Source organism: Sedimentibacter sp. (assembly GCF_038562225.1).
In the GTDB taxonomy this organism is placed as follows: domain Bacteria; phylum Bacillota; class Clostridia; order Tissierellales; family Sedimentibacteraceae; genus Sedimentibacter.
Window position 1 is genome coordinate 504,220 of sequence record NZ_JBCFAS010000001.1, and the last position, 19,937, is coordinate 524,156.

Sequence of the window (19,937 nt, forward strand, 5' to 3'; positions counted from 1 at the left end):
GCAGTTAAATCAATTCCAAGAAAAAAGGCAGTATAAACTGCCCTGACATTTTAAAGTTATCGTCCAGTCTGTTTTAAGGCATCCTTTACAGCGTTTATTAAACCCCTGCTGGTTACTGTTGAACCGCTTACAACATCCACATCAGCGGTCTGATTTTTTACGATGGAATTTGTTATGGTTGTAATGGCTTTCTGGCTTACTCCCCTTGTTTCATTGTGGTAAACAACCTCAACACTTTTTATACTGGGTCCGTCCATAGCCACCTTAACCTTTAGAGGTCCTCCTATTCCTCTGTCGGTACCGATATACTCTTCGTTTCCAACAGCAATTTCACCGATTTCTTTCCATGTGGCTTTTGTCGGCAGCTTACCATCCATTACGGAATCCAGAGAAACATCATTTTTTTTCGATGCTGCATTTTCACCTGAAATTCTTCCAAAAGCAACGCATTCTCCAAGATTTCCCGTTCCCTGGTAGATACTTGAAAACATTGATCCGAGTTCGCCTGCGCTGTACAGGTGAGGTATCACATTGCCTCTTAAGTCAATTACTTCGCCGTTTTCATTGCGCTGAGGTCCTCCCTGTGTGTTGGTGAACGATGGAACCAATTCCATTGCATAGTACGGACCGGTCTTTATGGACTTTAATGTTTCCTTTTTCCTTCCAAAAATCGGATCCATTTTGTTGTAGCAGTATCTGTTGTATTCCGTTACCTGCTTCTTTAAATTGGCTTCATCAACTCCTATTTTCTTTGCCAGCTCTTCTATGGTTCGTGCTTTTATAATGATGCCTTTATCTATTTCTTCCTTGTTGTTGTCGCTCCAGGAAGCATATACTTTCTGCGACAGCCTGGCCGTTTCATCAAAAATCGCATATGCGGGAAGTGAGAGGTTCTGCTTGTTCCATGAGCCATGAAAATTGACATACCCGTGATTGGGAAGTGTCGATTCATCGGTGAAACGTGTTCCGTCCGAACCTACAAAAATTACATTTTGCGTTGCAAATCCCGTGCTGAGCAAATCATTCTCGCCTTGGATGGCATAAGCAAACGTGGTTCCTGTCTCTGGATTCAGTACATTCAGGTCTGGTCCTGCGGTGTTGCTCATGTGCCACAGATTTGCGCCGACTTCCATTGCCATCTTTATTCCGTCGCCGGTATTGTACCTGGCAGCCTTGGAGTAACCGTACGGAAGGTTCAGATAATCCTGAATCATCTGCTGGTTGTTTTCAAAACCTCCTGTACACAGAACAACACCGTTTCTTGCCCTTACGTTAATCACATTCCCGTTATTTTCAACTTTTACTCCATGGATTATTTTTGTTTCAGGATCCTGTATAAGCCCTACTCCTGGTGACTCATACCATACCTCGATTTTGTCCTTTCTTTCCTCCACAGCTTCCTGAAGCGTCCTGTACAGGGAGCTGGTCCACATTTCTCCATCAACAAGCATTGCCTTCATCACCTCTCCTCCGTCATAGTCGTATTCTGAAAACGGAAAAACGGCCACTGATTCTGCTCCAATGGACATGAGCCAATCATAGCTTTTGCTTGCTGAAGTCAGGTAAGCATTAATTACTGAATCGCTGGGCGACAGATATTTTCCCCTTATAGACTTGAAATACTCCGTTCCCTTTTCAATGTCCTTTTCTTCAAGTCCCAGAACTGCCTGTCCGGCATACCTTGTGTTGCCCCCTTCCTGACCTTTTGGCGCTTTTTCAACCAGCAGGACACGGGCACCTTTGTCCGCAGCGCTTATGCTAGCAACAGCTCCTGCCCCGCCGTATCCAACTACTATTACATCATATTCTCCCTGCCATGAAACAGTATCAATAAAGTCGCAACTGCCTGCTGCGTTCATGTCATCTCCAATCTGAATACCGAAGACAGCCTGTGAAACCAATACAAGGCACAGTAAAAGCACTGAAATTTTCTTCATTTTCCCCTCCTGATCATTTAACGTCAATATTCCTGTAGCATCTAAAAGATACGTTTCTTCTTATTTCCATGGATCTTATTTCTTTGTCCTCTTCCGATAAAATATTCAAAACATCCAAATTAAGCTCCTTTGCCAGCGTTTTGACAGCTATGTTTCTGAAGGAAACCTTCCAGGGGGTAAAGGGCGGCTCATAGGTCAAAATGTATGCTGCAATTCTTCCTGCATCCCTTTCTATTCTGCCTTTACTGCATAGCTCAAAGTCTATTCCGTATATTTCATCATCATGTATGATAAAATTTCTTAAATTCACATCATCAAGAATCATCTGCTCGCCTGATGAAGAAAGCATTGCACCGTAAAAAGACTTAAGCCACTGTGCAAGCTTTGAAATCATCATAGTGCAGTTGCTTAGATTTTCTGCCTCGGCTTTTTCATACCAGTTCAAAAGTGTTGTGCTGCCCAGATGCTCCAGGTATAAAGTCCTGTTTCTTTCCCCAAGTATTTCAGGCACCTTAACACCTTTTCCCTTTAAAATTTCAAGCACTCTTTTTTCATTTTGAAAATCCTTCTGGCAGGAAAATTTTTTAGCGATGAAGATTCTTTTGTTGTCCTGTATTTCACTGACTTCATTTCTCCTGCTTTCAAGCCTTATCTTCTTATGCATACTTCAATATCACCGCTTTCTGAAAAGCCGGACAGTTCCTTCGACACTGCTTCAACTGCATTTCTTAATATGTTCTGAACAAAGGGCACCATTGCAATTTCTTTACCGTTGATCTTCAATATTACTTCCTGCTGGCTGAGGACACAATCACATCTTTTTGCTTTTTTCTGCAATATCATTGAACAAAATTCCCTGCAGGTGTGGCCGCATTTTTGGCAGCATTCGTCTTTCATGTCAGGAAGCCGGTCAAAAACTTTATCCTCAATAAGATCAACAAGCTTGTCTATTTCCGTCATTGCGTTAACAGACGGAATTCCACGGTAATGCTGGATGCTTTCAGAGATTATGCCTGATATTGCAAAAGTCGTTTCATCCATCCTGGCCTCTATTCCTTCAATGTCGTGAGCTGTGACTATTTTCGGAGCACACGTGTCTCTGACGCCTTCTAGAATGACAAAATCATGTGAATAAAAATCAAGAATTTCATTAACACTGAGCTTCCTTTGAAACATAATGTCTGTTTCGTTGGCTCCCCTGGCAGATACAAGCTCTGAACCTGCTTTTCGGTGCCTGTCTGTGTTCGTTCCTTCCATATCCATCTTAAAATCATGAAAATGAATTTCTTTTACCGTACCGACGGAATAGTTTCTTCTTTTCAATTCCTGTATTATTTTTTCAATGGATGTGGTTTTACCTGACTTTGAAATTCCTATTACTGAAAATACCTTCATTTACATTCTCCTATACTATGATCCATATTATTGCAGCAGCAGCTGCTGCAATGCTTAAGGTGATTATTGCATAGTCAGCCCTGTTCATCTTTAAAACCATGTAGCTTGTCCTTGCGGGATAGGCCCTGAAGCCTCTCATTTCCATAGCTGAAGAAAGTTCCCTGGCCCTCAGTATGGAATTAATCACAATTGGAAACAGCATATATCTGTACACCTTCAGCTTTTCACTGAACCTTATATGTTTAAGGTCAATGCCCCTCAGCTGTATTGCTGTTACCATGTCCGTCAGTTCCTCCTTGAACATGGGCAGAAACCTGATTGCTACGCTTGTCATAAATGCAATTTCATAGGGACAGTGCCACTGAATAAGGCCCTGCACTATTTCCCTGCTGTTTGACGTGGTGATGATGGAAGCTGAAGCTATGATAATTCCAAGGCGCAGCATAAATTCCAGCGCTCTTCTTGCCCCGAAATCCGTAATAACTGCTGCACTGCCTATTGTGACCAATGGCTTTCCCGCATGCTGGAAAAGGCTCTGTGTTACAGCAATGGCTGCCATTACACCAAGCAGTTTTTTATATCTTGCCAGAATAGCCGGCAGGCTGCTTTTCATGACAAGGGCAACAGTCAGAGAGGTTGCAAGAAGAAAAGCAAGCACGCCCAATTTGCTGCTGGCAATTGCTATGGATGAAATTAACAGCACTAAAACAAGCTTGGTGCGAGGGTCTATTTTAATATCTGACATCATTCAAAATTTTTCCTCCCTCAAGCTCAATGATCCTTTGTCCGTGTCTTTTTGTAAATTCCCTGTCATGGCTTATGATAAGCATGCCAATATTTTCATCTTCCAATTTCTTCAACACTCTTGACAAAGTATCGATTCTTTTTGCATCAAGTGATGCGGTTGGCTCGTCCAGAATAATATACTTTGGCTTGTTCATAAGTACCGCTGCAACGGCTAGCCTTCTTTTTTCTCCGTAGCTCAAGAAGTGGGGATATGAGTCCCTGACCTTGTCAAGCTCAAACAAATCAAGCATTTCCTGCGCTCTGGCTGATGCTTCAGCGGCTGCTGTTCCCTTGATCATAAGCGGGAATGTAAGCTCATCAAAAACAGATGCTGCAAATAGCTGCCTTTCAGGATGCTGAAACACATAGCCGATCAGCTCCCCTGTTTTCCCCAGAGACATATGAGCGGCATTTTCCCTCATTATCGTGATCTCACCTGAAGAAATCTTCAAAATTCCCATTATGATCTTAGCAAGCGTTGTTTTGCCGCTTCCGTTGCTTCCGGTAATCACAGTTGATTCTTTGCAGTCAAGTGTCATCGATAATCCGTCAAAAATATTCCTGCCTTTTTTATAGCTGAAGGAAATTTCTTTCAATTCAATAAATTTGTCCATCTTTCACCTTTAACAGTCTGTCTGCCGATTTAAAGTTTTCCATGTCATGATCTGCTATTATGATTGTCTTCTTTTCATCTTTCAGCTTCCTCAAAAGATTTCTAATGATTTGTTTTCCTCTTTCATCCATCCACGACATTATTTCGTCGCAAATTATAATCTTAGGTTCATGCATCAGCACAGATGCTATGGCAATAAGCTGTTGCTGTCCTCCCGACAGATTGTTGGGGTTTTCATACCTATACTCTTCCATTTGAATTGTCTTGAGGATTCTATCCATGCGCCTTTCTATCTGGTCTTTTTCAACCAGCAGATTTTCAGGACCGAAAGCAAGCTCATCCTCGATGGTAGGTGAAAACAGCTGTGTAGAAGGATTCTGGAATATTATGCCTACGGTTGAAACTACCTCAGCCATGTTCATGTCCTGAATGTCTTTGTTGAACAGATGCACATCGCCCGAAAATTCTCCCGGCAAAACCCTTGGAATAAGTCCGCAAATACAGCCGCACAAAGTACTTTTGCCGCTGCCGCTTTGTCCCGAAATGGCTATGGTCTCCCCTTCCTCAACAGATAAACAAAGATTGTCCAGGACTTTTTCCTTCGAATTCCTGTACCTGAAACTTAAATTTCTCACCTCAACAGCTTTCATTGTCTCACCTCTATTTTTGTAAGCCACTTGCACCTTCTGTTGCTGAATACATCAGACAATATTATGGATTCGAAGGGTCCTCTGCCTCCTGTGCTAATGCTGCCAAGGTAACTACCGTCCTGCATGTAAGCTATGTACACGTTGTTTTCTTTTTCCACCTCATCTGCCGCATATGCAACCGAAAATCCGTCAGCTGCGCTCAATATAACAGAAGTCTTTCCGTCCAGGTTTATGTTGTAGGAATATAGGATATTTTTAAGCTGTACTCCTGTATAGGTGTGTGTGGCAGGTTCTGTTTTGGAGGTGTCCAAAACACCATTGAAATTTTCCTCCCCGCAGGATGCAATGTCATTTCGGGACAGCATAATGTCTATGTCTTCCCACTTAAGCAGGATTTGAGCATTTTCAAGTATTTGTTTTTGAGCTTCAACTGATGTCCTGTTCAGTGAATAAGAAATCACCACAGCGGCAGCAAGAACGGTTATAATTGCAAGTACAGCCAACTTTCTTCTCATACTATCTCCTAGTAACCTTTCTGTATTATCCTAAAAGTTCATGAATTTTACAACGAAACATTATCATAAAAAAAGAGCTCTCTGCTCTTTTTTTAAAAAGGCGCAAAGCCTTGTTCCGACCACCAGTCCTCCTTAAGAATTCCATACTGATTGGAAAACTGCATTAGATGTACCTTTTCCCAGCCGATGAGGACATCAAACAGATCCTTGCTGGCCTGCGACTTGACTTTTTCCCTGGCATCTTCATAGAACCTGACAGAGCTTTGCTCCATCTGCATTCCTATTCCAAAAACCGACATAGCCAGTGATGTGCTGCTTTTGTCTACTTTATCCCACCTGTATATTTCAGGTGATGGAATTACCACTCCAGCATCAAGTATGGAACTGATGTCAACCTCTGACCCACCGCTTAACTGTGACCAGAGCTTTTTAAGGTACTCTGCATGCTTCATTTCCTCGTCTGCAAGTTCCAAAAATGCTTCCCTGGTTCCTTCCGACTGTGATTGTTGGCTCGCCATCCTGTAAAATTCATACCCTTCCACCTCGTTCAGGATTGCCTGTGATATGATTGAAAGTTCTTCTTTGTACATATTTCCTCCTCATAATTTAAATATATTCTGATTATACCACCCTTGTATTTTTTTAAACATAAATCAACAGAATCATTCTCTCACAAAATAAGGGACTACCATATCATAATAACAGCAAAGGCCATGTCCGCCTCCATCCTCTGTTTCATGCATGCCGTGATCTGCTGTCATTATTATTTTTCCATTCCATTCATCGCTTAAAGACTTAAGGTATCCGTCAACAGTCTCAATGTAATCAAGCGTTTCCTCATCCATTGGACCGTAGCTGTGTCCCCGGTCATCGATGCCGTGGAAGTGCAGGAATATCAAATCATAATCTTCGCCGCATGCCTTTAAGGCACTGTCATACATTTCGTCGTCCGTGTCGCCGTCATTGTCCAGGTCCGTGTGAAGAACAGGCTCTGACTCAGTGTTAAGTATCTTTACATCCCCTTCCAGCAGAATCGTATTTTTATTGTTTTTTAAAGAGTACCCGAATATGCTTTCAACCTTCAAATCTCTAAAGCTTCTGTCGTACACTCCGTTTACGTCCGGCCATTGGCCTGTTATTATTGCCGCATATCCTGCGTTTGTGACGGGAGTGAAAACGCTCAGCGCTTGGGTTTTGTAACAGCTTTTTATAAATGAACCGCTGTTTTCTTTGCAGAAAGCTTCGTACTGTCTAAGCGAAAGCCCGTCCAGAAGCACAACCAGAACTTTTTCTCCTTCATCAAGGAATTCCTTGGCATCTTTGTACGCATCCGTTATGCTGCAAAAGTCATCATGAAGATATATTCCCTTGACACCACTTATTTCTTTATCTTCAACAACTGCAACTCCATCGCCTTTCATGATAATGTCCGCATACGCTATCACAGTATGTCCATTTTCAAGGATAACTGCAGCCTTGCTGTAGCCTCTGGCCGCCACTCCTTCAATTTTTGACAGTTCTCCCGTATCTTGATAATTTGAAGCAATATCCTGATGCATGTCAAAAACATAAACTCCCTTATATTCCTCTTCATTTGCAGCCTTTACAGCACAGCCCCACATCAGAAGCGCTGCTCCGGCAACCATCAGTATTTTACTGACCGCATACTTTTTGGTATCCATATCATTCACCCAAGTAAATATTCATTTTTTCAAGCCCGCTTATGATTCCCGATGCTATTATGCCTCCCAAGGCTCCGGACAAAGCTGCACATGAAAGAATCAGGGCAACGGTAACCGCGGGGAGCCGGAAAAAAAGCATGTTCGATATCATCGTCCCTGACGTGTTGGCTGCCATACAACCCAGGACATAGTGCATTACATTGAATTGATTGTTCTTGGAGAACAAAAATACAATCTCTGCAGCCAATCCCGGCACGGTATATGTTACAAGGCTCATGACGCCGTGGGTGCCCATGGTTCCCGTGGAAATCACTAGAATGCTCTGCACTATGCCTATGAGGATGCAGGTTCCTTTTTTTCTGACCAGCCCCATGCCCAGCACCATCCAAAACATGTAGAAACCTCCCGCAATAGCTCCGCCCGGAATGAACAAAGGTCCGGTTACAACATGAACAAGCGGCACCACTATGGGCTTCGTGGCAATACCGAGAGACGATACCACCGCTATGAGAATAAGGTTGTAAGAGGTATAATTCTTTAAAAACCTGTTATCTTTCATACACACTCCTCATTCGATGACAATTTCATCCACATGCTTCACCCAGCGCTGGCTGAAGGGGTCCTTCCTTATTATAAGCTGGTACGGTCCGCTTCCTCCCTGCTTTTTGGATCTCATGGCTTCCCCGTCCCTTTCAAATGCAATATACACATTTCCGGGCTCCATGACCTCTTCAGTCTTCATTGCAACCCTGTAGCCGTCCGAAGCGCTGAATGTAATCTTTGAAGCTTCATGAATGTCTATTCCCAGCGAGGTCAACAGAATTGTCATTTCAAGCCCTCTGAATTCGGCTTCAACAGGCTTTTCGCCGCTGCTTCGGACCACTGCAGAAAATGCAACACAATTTTCGTTGTCCGCAACCTGACTTTTTTCCAGGTCGTATTTCTGATTTCCTTTTTTTATCATAAGACTTGTCTTTTCCTGAGAGCAGGAAGCAAGCACAAGTATCGAAAGTGTGAATATAATTGCACATGCTCTTCTATGTTTCATAGCTACCCTTTCATTGTATGGATTTGCCCACAGCATCCTTAACTGCTCCTAAAAATCCTCTGCTTGAAGCCGTGGCTCCGCTGACAGTGTCAGGGCTTAAGCTTTGGCTGATGATGATTTCCCTGCCCATTTCCTTTTCAACTTCTTCATAGTAACCTTCTGTCTCCATGCAGCTGATGGTTTTTATATTCCTGACTTCGCTGTTGCTGATTTCTACTTCAACTTCCCACTCTCCGCCAAAGCCCAAGGCACTTCCACGATATGTTCCGTCACTGAAAAAGTTCACGGATGCCATTGCCCTTAATGATGCTTCATTCTTTAGGACAGGAAGCGCAAGGTATACTACAGCAAATAAAACAAGGCAGTACGTTATATATTTTTTGTTGCCAATTTTTCTTCCTGCAAATGTTAATTCGAAGCCTCCAGCATCACTGCCGCACCTGCTGTCAGTACATTCCATGCAGCAAACGCATTCGGGTTGAACCATATGGTCCGGCTCCTCTATTCCCACAGGACAGTCTTTAAGGCATCTTGTGCAGCTCTTGCATCTTTTGTCCATTTGAATACGGGTCGATCCAACGGCAAACAACAGGCTTTGAAAAGCGCCAAAAGGACACAGCATCCTGCAGAAAATTCTCCTGGAGAAAATAGAAACAAAAACCAGCAATAAAAGTACTGCTGTACCCTTGTTAACGTTAAATCCCATGAACAAATTCACGTATGCAAGCCATGGCGAATATGGTGAGATCATATTTCCTTTGTCAAGAATACTCAACACAAGCACAGCCAGAAGAACTGCGTACTTTATGGATTCAGGCTTGAAATTCTTGGCGCATTTTATATTGAACTCCCTTATGTTCAGCCTTGAGCCCAAGAATCTGAAAAAATCCTGCACAGCACCTATGGGACACACAAAGCCGCAGAAAAACCTTCCAAACAGAAAAGATGTCAGTGTCACGGCAGCCGTCAGCGCCATGCTCCTTGATACCCCGTTGATTCTGTATGATAAATCTGTGAAATATGATTTAATGGCACTCCAGCCGCCGTAGGGATTCATGTCCCCCGGCGAGAGAATTCTGAAGTTGATAAGGCCTCGTATGTAGAGGAAGTAAATTATGCTCATTGCAGCTGTCAGCAGGATGAAGAAAAGCTGCAGCGCATTTCTTTTGTGAAGTTTCATTTTTCAATCCTCAGAAGGTCATCGACTATTTCCCTGGTATTGCATATAAGATGAACCTGTCCGTCCTTTGATACAATGTAGCTGTCCAGCATGTCGCCGTAAGTCATGTCACAAACGCTTGTATCCGCACAAACAGCCTTAAAATTCTGACCTTCTTCCCATCTCATTCCTGCAGTGAGAAGAACATCCTCCAGCAGCAAGGCTTCGTCAATGCCTATGACCTTTGTCCTTACAACCTCTTTCATTTTTTCCGGAAAAATGACTGCATCCTTTGTTGTTGAAAAATGAGTCATGTTTTTCACGTTCATACCCAGCTTGAAGCTTGGTGAAATGTTCATGGGGGCATTTTCTCCCTCCACCTTAATGAAGTACCTCTGCCTTACCATGGATATAGTCTCATTTTTAACCAGACCGTCAGAGGCACCCATGGTAAAGAACCCCTTTTCATCAACCATATCAAACTTCTTCAGTATTTTACCCACCTCTATTGATTTGTCCCTGTTTCCGTAATACTCGTAGTAGTAGGGTTCAATGCTCCTGGTCAGCGCATCAAACATGTGAACCTTCTCTATTTCCTTAGGAGAAATTTCATCATAAAGGTCTATGTTTGTAACCATCTTGACCCAGTACGGTCCCAGCTCCAAAGGCACCGCAATCCTGACTGGTTTCTCGTCATCCTTAAGGCTTTTTCCGTCAACTTCCCAGCACAAAACTATGTCGTTTATATCAAGCTTTTCCTTGTCTATCATAGTGTAATAGCCATCCCTGCCTGTCACTCCTATGCCTGCATAATCACCAAGGTCGATTCCTTCTTTCTTAAGAACGTCCCGAAGTGCGGGCCCCTTCACATGCATGTCTGTTTCAGTGCCGGTGGTGTTTATGAGTGTTACATCCATCTCAAGCTGTTCGTACTGTTTTATTTCATCTGTATCGATCCTGACAGAACCTCCGTCCCAGTTGATTGCAAAGCTGTTGATATCCTTACTGAGCATTTCCTGAGGAACCACGTCCGGTACCCTTGACATCTCCAATTTGCCGTGATGGTAATTGTATGCTCCAATGCAGGCATTTACCGCACTGACGACGGCCTGAGAACTAATGGTAGCCCCTGTCACCTGTACGATGTCTTCTTCTTTTTCCTTTTCAAGAACCACAAGGTTTAGAAGCCTGTCGGCAGACACATCCCTGAACCTTTCAAGAAACCATTCCCTTTCAATATGCTCTGCATAGTCCAGGGATTCCTTGTGGTTCAATATCCTGATTCCAAGAAGTCTGTCTGAATTCGTGTCAAAGGCTGCCAACACATCAACAGGACCGCCGTACCCGATGCAACTTGCCACATATGCCTTTATTTCGCCTTCAATCTTGTAGGCCCTTTTCACACCAGGAAAATTCAGCGATATGTACAGCTCGTCCGAAACATCCTTAACAAGTTCTGCCTTCCCTGCATGGGGATAAAACGAAAGCACTGCCTGCGCCTCCTCGGAAGCAGTGCTTCTTTGAGATAGCATCACAGCAACAACCAATATGATGACTGCAGCAGCCGCGTAATAAAATTTTTTGTTTTTCATACATGCCTCATCATTTAACTACTATTTTATCAACATTGGAAACCCACTGAGGTTTGTTTACATCTCCGGCTTCCTTCTGTCCCACAACCAACTTGTAAGGGGCTCCGTCCTCAGGGTTGTACTCTGTTCCGTTTTCCTCCCAGGCAATAATCATGGGATATTTCGCATCCGGGTTTGTCTCATCCATGTAATCCTGCTTTTTGACCTGCTCCATGGTGAACTCCATTTTGTATCCGTCTAAAGCCACAACAGTGATCTTGGAAGCTTCGGCTGCCATACCTGTCTTGTTCAGAAGCTCCCACAGCCTGACTCCCTTAAAGTGGGTGTAACCGGTGGTTCCAAAGGAATTAAGCGAGTAAAAGTCGGCCTCGAAAATTATGTCATCCATTTTTTTCAGTTCCTCCAGCGTAAAGCTGTAAGAAGCAAGTCCCTCTACCTTAAGAACATTTTCACCTGACTTCATGTCGTCTGCCTCTGCTGCAGGTTCATTTGCCGGCAAAGCTTTTTCTTCTCCGATTCTCTCTTCATTTTTTTCCTGAATGGAGCTTTCTATCGGTTCAGTTTTTACCGGCTCGCTGTCCAGTTCAGGCTTTTCAGGTGTTGTATTCAAAGTTTCTTCTGGCCTGTTTTCATCCTGCACATGCTTGTCACTTTCGCTTTTTTCGGAAGCAGCGTTCGATTCCTCATCATTACTTTTTTCAGATTCCTCAGTCTGCTGTGAAGAAGCGTCTGTGTTTACGCCCTGCTGCGCGCATCCCACAAGTGCCAGCAGCAATGAAAGTATTAGTACAATAAGCAAATTCCTTTTCATGATTCCTCCAAAAGGGCAGCAATGCTGCCCTGATTACAGCTGAAGGATGACTATCCTTCTCTATTTTTCCAGATACCTCAGAAGCATTGATGCAGCCTGCGCTCTCGTGGCATTTTGACTTCCGCCGAACAGACCTCCCGGCAGCCCCTTGATGATATTTGCTTTGACTGCCAGAGCAACCTTAATTCGGGCCCAGTCTGAGACTCTGTCGTTGTAGGACGACAGTATTGAATCAGCCTCTTCATCCGTCATGTCCTCTCCAAGCATGGAACCGATTATAAAGCTTATTTCCTGCCTTGTTATGGGTGAATACGGTCTGAAATTTCCGTCCTGGTAGCCTTTTATAAGCCCCATGGAGGAAAGCGCTTCAACATCATTGAAGAACCAGTCACCGGACTTGATATCCCCAAATGAGGAGAGAAGATACTCTTTGTTGTCAATACCCTTTACCCTTGAGACCATGGAAGCAAATTCTGCCCTTGTTATTGTGTCATCAGGTCTGAACAGCCCGCCGCTTCCCTTCACGTAACCCATGGACTCCATTTTCATTATTTCATATTTAGCCCAGTGGTTTTCAACATCTTCAAAAGCTGCATCTGATTTAACATCCTTCATTTCCGGTGCTTCATAATCACCTGTACCAACAACTATGCAGTCTGCCCACTTAACCCACATGGATTTGCTTTCCTCGATAATGAGCCTCAGTGGTCCATAGGCGTTGTTGTTTGCATAGCCTGAATCACCCTCGTTTGGTACCAGTGGGTAGCCATCAACCGCATAAGCAAGAATTATATCCTTGACCATTCCCTGCGAATTCAATACTCCCTTTTGAACCTGTTCGGTGCTTCTCAGAATCTGGTTGTAGTTCTGTCCGCTGAAAACCCTGATGCTTGGAACATCCACCCCTTCCTTGAGACCGACAGCTTCGGATATTATGTGCCACAAGGAAACTCCTTCAAAATCATGGACACCGTCTCCGGTATATGTGTCCCTGACAGCTTCCATTTCCTCTATTTGTCTCAATGTGAAAGTGACCGGTTCCTTCACCTGGGACCCTGTTACCCTTAGAACAGGCGTATCAAGGTATTGGTCATATATTTCACGCTTGTGGTTCCACGCACCTTCCGTTACCTTAAGCCCTGTTGACTGGCCGTCTCCCGTATTCAAGGAAGTACCAAGAAGGCTTGTTCCTTCTCCAATTATGATTTCTTTGGCAAATTGTACCTGATTGGATCCGTTTGTATCGTTGTAGTTTGTCTTACCGAATATAATTCTGACAGGCCCTCCGTCATTTCCAAGACCTGAGTTGTATCCTTGATCAGACGGTCTTGTAACGTACGGATAACCGTTGAAGCCGTAGGCCGCCAAAACCGGCATTCCTGTATATATGGGATTCACATATTCGCCGGGGAATGTTCCGTCACCGTTGTCCAATGCGCTTTTCTCATAATAGCCGTATCTCGAATTGTCCTTTATGTCCTTGATGGTCATGGGAGCAAAGTTGTAGTTGTCTGCTGCTATGAAACGAACGCTTGTGTTTTCGTCTATGTGAGGATCCATTCCTGCCTTAAGCAGCAAATCCCACAGCGGAACTCCCTTGTAGGTGTTGTAGTACCAGAAGTATTCACTGTTTGAAAGGCTGTATTCCCCTGTAAACTGCAGGTCCTTCATGGATTCTAAGTCTGCCACGGTAAATTTTTCTTCCTTGCCTAATCCGTCTCCGTGAATTATCAGCTCATAATCAGTAAACTTGGATTCACTGTAGGGAGCATAGGAATGCTCGAAAATGTTTTTGGCGTCCTTTTCTTCAACATAGATGTAAGCAACGTTTGAAAATTCCTCAGCAGTTATTTTACCCTGCTTATATACAAGCTTAAAGCATCCGTTATCGTTGTTCTTCTCCTTTATGTATCCTTCCTCGGTATCAAGATAAACCAGAGGAACCTGGTTTATACCGTAAGCAACCGTGTAATTTGCTGCTTCTGAAATAGGAACAGTGAGTATTTTTTTTCTGGACTTATCCTTAAATGTAATGTTTCCGGCATTTGTCCTTGCTTTCACATAATTGTCTATAAGATATTTTACGTTGATTCCTTCGTAAGAGTTTTCAACTACTTTTCCTGACATTTTTTCATAGTAGGCACCTGTGCTCTGTCCTGCAGCATCTTCTTCAATCTGCCTCAATGAGATTGCCCTGTAGCCTTCAACGCCCGGTCCCTCTATGGTGAATGTTGCTCCCGTAATGGCATCCACATTGTATGGTTCTCCATCCTGATCAATGTGCCTATAGGGTGATGATGCAGCCACTTGTCTTTCATCTCCCACAGTTATCCTGACAATGTCCTTGCCCCATTTTGACATGTTCATGTCATCAATAGAAGTCTGTCCGAAAACAAGTTTCGGAAAATCCTTGTCCAGGTTTACTTCTGAAATTGCCTTGTCAATCCATGTAACAGGGGGAACAAAATTATCCTTGGGAAAATCAGCCAGCACAGTTGTATATCTTGCAATCATCGGTGAAATCTTTGATTTGGTATTTTCAGTAAATTCGTCGTAGCTATATGCATTTTTCAGCTCGCTGATTGTCTTTGTGAACTCAAATCCGTCTGAACAAGTAAATTTAACTTCATAATCACTGTCAGCCTTGAGATTATTCTCTCCTATGATTTCAAAAAAATCATACCCTTTGGCTTTTACAATCTTGTGAAACCCAAGGCTGTTGTTTGTGGAATAAATCTTTTCAACCAATGAATATTTCTCCCAGTCAGTTGGAGAAATCCGAACATCCTCGTAAATACCGCTTCCCGTTATAATTAGGTCCAAATCCGCAGCCATTGCAGGGACATCGAACACGAATAACTGAAAAACCATGATGGATGCTGTCAAAAACAGCGCCAGCAGCCTAGACCTTTTGCAACTCATATCTACCTCCATATTAGAACAATGAGCGATGCAATTATCGCCCATTGCCAAGAATTACTGCGCAAACAAGGTGTTGAACACAACAACAGCCGCTTCAGCCCTGTTTACAACCTTTACAGGTTCAAAGCTGTCTCCGGCAACGCCTATAAACGCACCCTGAGCTTCCAGCCATGCTACAGCATTTGCAGCCCATTCTGCCACCTCTGTCTTATCAAGATATGCTGACTTTTCCATAACAAATTTAGCAAGCTTTTCCTTGGTGACTTTTTGGGTAGCAACTGCTGCATTAGCTGCAACAACAGCCATTTCCTGCCTTGTTATAGTTTTTTCTGGCCTGAACGTTCCGTCCTCATAGCCTTTGAACAAACCGGCTTCAACAGCAGCCTGCACGTATGGAGCCGACCATCTGTCCTTGGACAGATCACTGAAGGCACCTGAATATTCCTTATTTTCAAGTCCCAAAGCCATCACTGCAATCTTGCAGAACTGTTCTCTCGTGAATTCGTTTTGGGGAGCAAACAAGCCTCCTCCTATGCCGTCTATGATTCCTCTTCCTTCCAGGTCATATATTGCTGTTTCTGCATACTTATATTCATCTGATATGTCTGTGAATGATTTTTCATTGGCTGAATCAGGAGTGTGTGCTGTGCCGCCTGTCAAAGCAGCACTACCATCATCTGAGGCTGTTGCTTCACCAACTGTTATCTTATTGACCATCTTAAATACAGTACCGAATTCGCCTGCTTCCTTAACCTTTCTGTACACCGTTATTTCTTCGTTATCTGCGATTCCGTCGTTGTCTATGGCTTCCCCGTTTACTTCGTAAGCAAGGACGTAATCCAGATCATCATTGAAAATATCTGAAAGAGATTGTGGTTCTATGGCATATCCATCGGATGCTTCAAATATAACCGTAGCATTGTCAGCTATTACGCCTGCCTTTTCCTTCAAAACGTATTCAAGGCTCACACCTTTTACCTGTGCCGTCTTTTCACCTGTCTTGCTGTTGTAAATGTATTCCTGTTCAATTTGGGCTGCTGCAGGCATCTCTTTTAAATCACCCAGTGAGAGCAAAAGCGTTGTTGAAGTTCCAGCCACTGCTATTTCAACAGCATAGCTGTCTGTGGCTGCAATCGCTGTCACCTGTGACAGCAAAAGTGCAATTGCCAGTACAAGTGAAATAAGTTTAGTTTTCTTTAACATATTATTCCTCCATTTGTTATTTTTTTATTAAAAAACAGCATCCCCCCAATGGAAATGCTGCAAAAAAATTTCTCCTTTCCATCAGGAGGCTTGACCGTTTCCAATCAAACCCTATCGGCACGGGAACCATGAATGATTTTAGGTTCAGGTGCTCGGAGCATCTATTGGATAAATTATACCATTTATTATTATTAATGTAAAGTATTGTAAATTATTTTCGTTTAAATAAATTAAAGCGGCTGTACAAACTGACAGCCGCTTTATAAACATATTTGTCCTATTATGATTTTGCTATTACATTTCTTACAAACTCAGCATTTGTGTTTGTTTCTTCCGCAAGGAATTCTATGTCAGCATCAGTTGGTGAAACATTGTAGGTTGACACTGCATTTTTTATGAGTGACTTTCTCATGTGTGTCAAGTCCGCATCTTCTGCCTTTATCAGTGATGGATGTGACGGAAGGATTATGTTCTTTCCGGGCACTTCTTCGCTGGGGTTTCCGAATTTTATTTCTATGCCGTTTGATCTTGCAAATGACAGCTGCGGCTGAATGTGCTTGCCTGCTCCCGTGTATTCTGTTTCCTGAACTACTATGATCTGATCTTCATCAAGTTCCTGTGCCAGTGAGAATGCTGCTGTAAGAGCTGTGTTTCCTGCCGGTCCTTTTTCAAGTCCTTCAAGGCTTGCCAATGCTTCTGTCATGTAGAACACATCTCCCTGATGAACTGTCAGGTATCTTTCCATGTATCTTAACGGTCTAGCTGCCGAACGGGGTACGTCCGAACGGTCCGGCCATGTTGTAAACGGCATACCGAAGCCTGTGTGCCCTGTTGTGAATGACTTTCTGTTAAACTGATTGTCTGAAGCCATGTGAAGACCTGAAAGGTTTACGCTGGCTGCCACTATGTGTGACTGCGCTCCTGCCTTTCTTAAGCCTCTTGCTGTTCCCGTAAGGTTTCCTCCCCCTGCGTTTGTGGCTACCACATAATCAGGGTCCTTGCCGTATCTTTCTCTGAACTGCATTGCTAATTCATATCCGAGGGTTTCAACTCCTGCCACCGCAAACGGTGTGTACAGTGATGCGTTGAAGTATCCTGTTTCTTCAAGGATCCTTAAAAACGTGTAGAACAGTTCAGGTCCCACCGAAAGCTGAACAACCTCTGCCCCCAATGCTTCACAGGCCCTTGCCTTTTCTATTATTTCAGGCTGTCCAACTCCTCTTGAGTCGTAGCATTCCTGAACAACGATGCATTTCAGTCCGTACATGGCTGCCTGTGATGCAACTGCTGCTCCGTAGTTTCCGCTGGTGGCAGTCACAACTCCCTTGTACCCAAGCTTCTTGGCCATGTACACTGCCGTTGAGGCCCTTCTTGCCTTGAAGCTTCCTGATGCGTTGGATGCTTCGTCTTTTATGAATATTCTTGCTCCCTTGCCTTTTGGTGCAAGTTTTCTTGCCAGGGCAGAAAGATTTCTAAGTTCTATGACAGGAGTGTTTCCCACTCCGTGCTCTGACTGGATTTTTTGAATTTCAGCAATTGTGAATCCTGCTTCTGCCATCATTCTTTCATAGTCAAAGGCAATTGAACCGCTTTCAAACTGCGCAAAATCAAGTCCTGCAGCTTTCTTCATGATTTCCGGTCTTCTGGCCATGACTGCAGCGTAGCTCATATCTTTACTCATTTTCTGCACCTCCAAATAAGATGTCTCTTACTTGTTCGCTGACCCTCAGCAGTTCCGGCACAAACTTACCGAAATCATGTTTGTAATATGGATTAGCTTCCAGCAGCGTTCCCCGTTCTTCGCGCTTTGTTCTTGTCAGAACCGTAACTTCGTCCCCTATGTTTGCATCTTCCTGCAAATATCCCTTCACCCACAGTTCCAGCGGCACCTGTTTTGTGTCATCAGGAACCTGAGGGGCTCTTTGCGTTGGTTCCAATACATTTCTGTGAATCAGAACCCATTCTCCCTTTTTTATCATTTAAAACACTTCCTCGTATAATATTTTTAACTGCCATGCAAATGCATGGCAGTCATTATCTTTATGCTTCTTTCTTTTGTTTTGATACTTTTCCCATATTGTCGTTTTGTCCGATTCCAAGCATAACTGTAGCAAACATAACCGCAAGCATTGCATAGGAATAGAATACGTAAGGCATAACCTGGGTCGCAACCAGAGGTGCGCTGCTGTCAGCTGCAAAACCTAATGTATAAATCATAGCTGGTGTCCACGGCAGTGCGTAGCACAGAGTGTTTGACTGAGCATCCAGCAGGTTTGCAACTCTGTACGGGCTTATGCCGTGTTTGTCTCCCAGCGGTTTGGCAAATGATGCACCAACTGCAAGAATTGCAGGTGCATTAAGTCCCATGAGAGCTGAAAGAATTATTACCATGGCAGAAATTGTAAGTTCTGCTCCTATTCTTGTGTTGGCAACCTTGCCTAGAGCCTTTAAAAGCTTAACGTCTCCCTGACCCTGCCTCATGACGGAAATTGAACCGAAAAGCAGCAGTGCCAGAATACAAACCTGAATCATGCTGTTCAGACCTGCATATATTACTCCTCCTACCGTACGGTCAAGACCTTGTCCTGTAACAGACAGAAGAGCAGGTTTTACCGCATCGGCAACGTCTATCTGCACCACGTCGAACAAACCGGCTGCAACGCCTGTGGCAGCTGCAAGAACTGAACCTATGGTTGTGGCAATTATTATATCACCTGTCTTCACGGCTATTACTATAGTGATAATAACCGGCACCAGCATGATGAGGGTGCTTGGATTGTAGCTGTACGCTTCTGCTGCTGTCCCTGCAGATGATGATCCCGCTCCGAATATGAGTATGCACACAATTGTGATAAGACCTGCTGCCAGTGCATATTTAAGTCTTGATCTTACAACTCCTGGAACATCCACTCCCTGTGAAGTTGCAGAACAGATTGTGGTGTCAGAAACCGGTGCCAGGTTGTCGCCGAAGGCTCCGCCTGACATAATTGCGCCTGCCATAAGAGCCGGGTTGGCTCCCAATGCCACACCGGCAGGATATAATACTCCCATGCCTGCAGCGATGGTTCCGAAACCTGTTCCTGAAGCAGTGGCAAACACTGCTGATGCTATGAATGTTACAACAACGAACATGGTGCTGCTTACTCCCATACCTGCTGCTACGCCGGCTATGCCTGAAGCAAGCCCTGAAGTTCTTAAAATTCTTGAAAATACACCTGCAAACAACCAGCATACAACGGGTATGATGGCTTCCTTGCTGGCCATGCCGTCTATAACGGCATTTGCGTAATGAGCTTTGTTTTTTGCAAAGAAAAATCCTACGATGATTGCCATGAATGCCGGTACCCATAGGGCACCGTCTGAAATTGACCCGAATGTGAAAGTGGTGGTGATAATCAATACCAGAAATACCAGAAACGGAATGAATGACATCCACTCTCCGCCGTAAAACTCGAGTTTTTTACCTTGTGATTCCATGTTGTTCCTCCTAAGCTAAATTTGTTATTCAACAATATATAAGCAAAATGCATGCCAGCTTTTCATAAATAAATATCGTTGAAAACACGCAACCTTTTTAAAAAAGTGCCAGGAAATTTTTTTCCATGCGAAAAAATTTTCCTGGCA

19 protein-coding genes and 1 riboswitch are annotated in these 19,937 nt (G+C 43.7%); all 19 genes read right to left on the reverse strand.

Features of this window, described 5'->3' with window-relative positions; translation table 11 throughout:
• Positions 1-56: 56 nt before the first annotated feature.
• The 19 genes from AAGU76_RS02340 to AAGU76_RS02430 all read right to left on the reverse strand — a co-directional run bounded on the left by AAGU76_RS02340 (position 57) and on the right by AAGU76_RS02430 (position 19,790).
• Complete coding sequence (locus AAGU76_RS02340; protein WP_342483827.1) at positions 57-1,937, reverse strand: FAD-binding protein; 1,881 nt, start codon at positions 1,935-1,937, stop codon at positions 57-59.
• Positions 1,938-1,950: 13 nt separating this feature from the next.
• Positions 1,951-2,601 (reverse strand): hypothetical protein, encoded by a 651-nt coding sequence (locus tag AAGU76_RS02345; protein ID WP_342483828.1) that lies wholly within the window; start codon positions 2,599-2,601, stop codon positions 1,951-1,953.
• Positions 2,586-3,332 (reverse strand): molybdopterin-guanine dinucleotide biosynthesis protein B, encoded by a 747-nt coding sequence (mobB, locus tag AAGU76_RS02350; protein ID WP_342483829.1) that lies wholly within the window; start codon positions 3,330-3,332, stop codon positions 2,586-2,588. The genes AAGU76_RS02345 and mobB overlap by 16 nt, the downstream gene beginning before the upstream one ends.
• Before the next feature lie 10 nt (positions 3,333-3,342).
• Positions 3,343-4,080, reverse strand: coding sequence for an energy-coupling factor transporter transmembrane component T (locus AAGU76_RS02355; RefSeq protein WP_342483830.1), 738 nt, complete (start codon positions 4,078-4,080; stop codon positions 3,343-3,345).
• On the reverse strand, positions 4,064-4,732 hold the full coding sequence (locus AAGU76_RS02360; protein WP_342483831.1) for an ABC transporter ATP-binding protein: 669 nt from the start codon (positions 4,730-4,732) through the stop codon (positions 4,064-4,066). Before AAGU76_RS02360 ends, AAGU76_RS02355 begins: the two co-directional genes overlap by 17 nt.
• Positions 4,716-5,408, reverse strand: a complete 693-nt coding sequence (locus tag AAGU76_RS02365; RefSeq protein ID WP_342483832.1) for an ABC transporter ATP-binding protein — start codon at positions 5,406-5,408, stop codon at positions 4,716-4,718. Before AAGU76_RS02365 ends, AAGU76_RS02360 begins: the two co-directional genes overlap by 17 nt.
• Positions 5,378-5,896 carry a molybdopterin-dependent oxidoreductase gene (locus tag AAGU76_RS02370; RefSeq protein WP_342483833.1) on the reverse strand — a complete coding sequence of 173 codons (519 nt, stop codon included), beginning with the start codon at positions 5,894-5,896 and terminating at the stop codon, positions 5,378-5,380. The genes AAGU76_RS02365 and AAGU76_RS02370 overlap by 31 nt, the downstream gene beginning before the upstream one ends.
• Positions 5,897-5,988: 92 nt before the next feature.
• Positions 5,989-6,486, reverse strand: coding sequence for a ferritin family protein (locus tag AAGU76_RS02375; RefSeq protein ID WP_342483834.1), 498 nt, complete (start codon positions 6,484-6,486; stop codon positions 5,989-5,991).
• 72 nt (positions 6,487-6,558) lie between these two features.
• Positions 6,559-7,578, reverse strand: coding sequence for an alkaline phosphatase family protein (locus AAGU76_RS02380; protein ID WP_342483835.1), 1,020 nt, complete (start codon positions 7,576-7,578; stop codon positions 6,559-6,561).
• Between the two features lies 1 nt (position 7,579).
• A complete protein-coding gene (locus AAGU76_RS02385; protein WP_342483836.1) occupies positions 7,580-8,137 on the reverse strand; it encodes an ECF transporter S component in 558 nt (185 codons plus the stop codon).
• A 9-nt stretch (positions 8,138-8,146) separates the two neighbouring features.
• Positions 8,147-8,662 (reverse strand): molybdopterin-dependent oxidoreductase, encoded by a 516-nt coding sequence (locus AAGU76_RS02390; RefSeq protein WP_342483837.1) that lies wholly within the window; start codon positions 8,660-8,662, stop codon positions 8,147-8,149.
• Positions 8,637-9,806 (reverse strand): 4Fe-4S binding protein, encoded by a 1,170-nt coding sequence (locus AAGU76_RS02395; RefSeq protein ID WP_342483838.1) that lies wholly within the window; start codon positions 9,804-9,806, stop codon positions 8,637-8,639. Before AAGU76_RS02395 ends, AAGU76_RS02390 begins: the two co-directional genes overlap by 26 nt.
• On the reverse strand, positions 9,803-11,377 hold the full coding sequence (locus AAGU76_RS02400) for an FMN-binding protein (RefSeq protein WP_342483839.1): 1,575 nt from the start codon (positions 11,375-11,377) through the stop codon (positions 9,803-9,805). The genes AAGU76_RS02395 and AAGU76_RS02400 overlap by 4 nt, the downstream gene beginning before the upstream one ends.
• Before the next feature lie 10 nt (positions 11,378-11,387).
• Positions 11,388-12,188, reverse strand: coding sequence for a molybdopterin-dependent oxidoreductase (locus AAGU76_RS02405; protein ID WP_342483840.1), 801 nt, complete (start codon positions 12,186-12,188; stop codon positions 11,388-11,390).
• Between the two features lie 60 nt (positions 12,189-12,248).
• Complete coding sequence (locus AAGU76_RS02410; RefSeq protein WP_342483841.1) at positions 12,249-15,110, reverse strand: S-layer homology domain-containing protein; 2,862 nt, start codon at positions 15,108-15,110, stop codon at positions 12,249-12,251.
• Positions 15,111-15,164: 54 nt separating this feature from the next.
• Positions 15,165-16,313: an S-layer homology domain-containing protein gene (locus AAGU76_RS02415; RefSeq protein ID WP_342483842.1), complete on the reverse strand. Its 1,149-nt coding sequence runs from the start codon at positions 16,311-16,313 to the stop codon at positions 15,165-15,167.
• Positions 16,314-16,367: 54 nt separating this feature from the next.
• A riboswitch (molybdenum cofactor riboswitch) is annotated at positions 16,368-16,483 on the reverse strand.
• Between the two features lie 110 nt (positions 16,484-16,593).
• Entirely contained in the window at positions 16,594-17,994 is a 1,401-nt protein-coding gene (gene ortB, locus AAGU76_RS02420) for a 2-amino-4-oxopentanoate thiolase subunit OrtB (protein ID WP_342483843.1), read from the reverse strand.
• Positions 17,987-18,292 carry a 2-amino-4-oxopentanoate thiolase subunit OrtA gene (ortA, locus tag AAGU76_RS02425; protein WP_342483844.1) on the reverse strand — a complete coding sequence of 102 codons (306 nt, stop codon included), beginning with the start codon at positions 18,290-18,292 and terminating at the stop codon, positions 17,987-17,989. Before ortA ends, ortB begins: the two co-directional genes overlap by 8 nt.
• A gap of 61 nt (positions 18,293-18,353) precedes the next feature.
• On the reverse strand, positions 18,354-19,790 hold the full coding sequence (locus AAGU76_RS02430) for a Na+/H+ antiporter NhaC family protein (RefSeq protein ID WP_342483845.1): 1,437 nt from the start codon (positions 19,788-19,790) through the stop codon (positions 18,354-18,356).
• Positions 19,791-19,937: the final 147 nt, after the last annotated feature.